Annotated in this window: 1 protein-coding gene; it reads right to left on the reverse strand. The window is 71.6% G+C overall.

Going from position 1 to position 1,109, the window contains the following annotated elements; translation table 11 throughout:
* The coding region (locus tag NBW84_RS02725; protein WP_250281380.1) for a hypothetical protein at positions 1–1,109 on the reverse strand (1,109 nt) is incomplete at both ends.

Consider the following 1,109-nt stretch of genomic DNA (forward strand, 5'->3'; position numbering starts at 1 on the left):
AACCGTCCTTCGTCCCTCGGCTGCCCGGGGGCGGTGTCCCGGGGCCGCGGGTCGATGAGATCCGTCAGGGAGCGCAACGTGTCCGCGTCGCACACGGCATCGGCGAACGGACGCCGGCCGTCACGCTCCTCCTGCAGACCGACGCTGTAGGCCACAAGCACCTCACCGGACGCGGCCGAGGACCAGCGGAACAGGTCGGGCACGCTGGGCAGACCAGGCATCCGCGTGAACAGCGCCCCGGCCCGGCGGGGGTCACGGTCGTCCGCGTGGCGTGCCGACCCGGCCGCTCTGACAAGGTAGCCGCGGTTCGGGATCCGCAGTCCGTGATGCTTGTCGCCGGCGAAGTTGTTGATCCATCTTCGACCGGTGAGGAATGCCCCGGCCTTGCTCAGGTGGCCGCGACCGCTGACCCGTTCGATGAACGGCCCCAGCGTCTCCGTCTTCCCGGGGCCGCGTCTGCCCTCGTTGTCGATGACCGGGTCACCGGCTTCTCGTAACGAGTTGTATCCGCTGAGCAGCCACGCCCGGCCGAGCATCACCGCCTGCACCTCACGGCGGGCAAGCCGGTCGAAGAAGGCGTTCTCCAGGGCCGCCGGATCCGTGACAGCCAGCTCGCCGTTGGTGTCGATCCCGCACCGGGACCCGAGTTTCGTGAAGTTCTCGACGTCGAGGCGCTGCCGGGCATCCAGCATGCGCAGCAGGTCACGGGTCCGCGGATGGTCGTCGCCGACATGGGCGGCGAGCGCGCCGAACATCCGCCGCCGCGCCAGCCACGGCGCCGGGTCGTCCTCGACGCGCAGGTCGACCAGCTTGCCGTGGGCGGGTTCCTGGATCGGCCGGACGTCGACCGGGCGGCCGTCCGCGAGCGCGGCCATCAGGCACCCGATCGTCAGCCCGGTGGGACCAGTGCCGATACCGGTGACGATCCCGCCCACCTCACGGTGGGCCCCGAGCCACTCCCGCAGGACCCGGCGCCCGACCGGCAGTGTCGGCCACTCGGCGACAACAACCCGCTCGACATCGAGCTTCGGGTCGAGGACAGGACCGTAGGCGTCGGGCACCAGACCGAGCGCCCGCTCGATCGCCTCGGCCAGCCCGGCGGTGGCCCG

This window comes from Protofrankia sp. CiP1_Cm_nod2 (assembly GCF_920664355.1).
Taxonomy (GTDB): Bacteria; Actinomycetota; Actinomycetes; order Frankiales; family Frankiaceae; genus Protofrankia.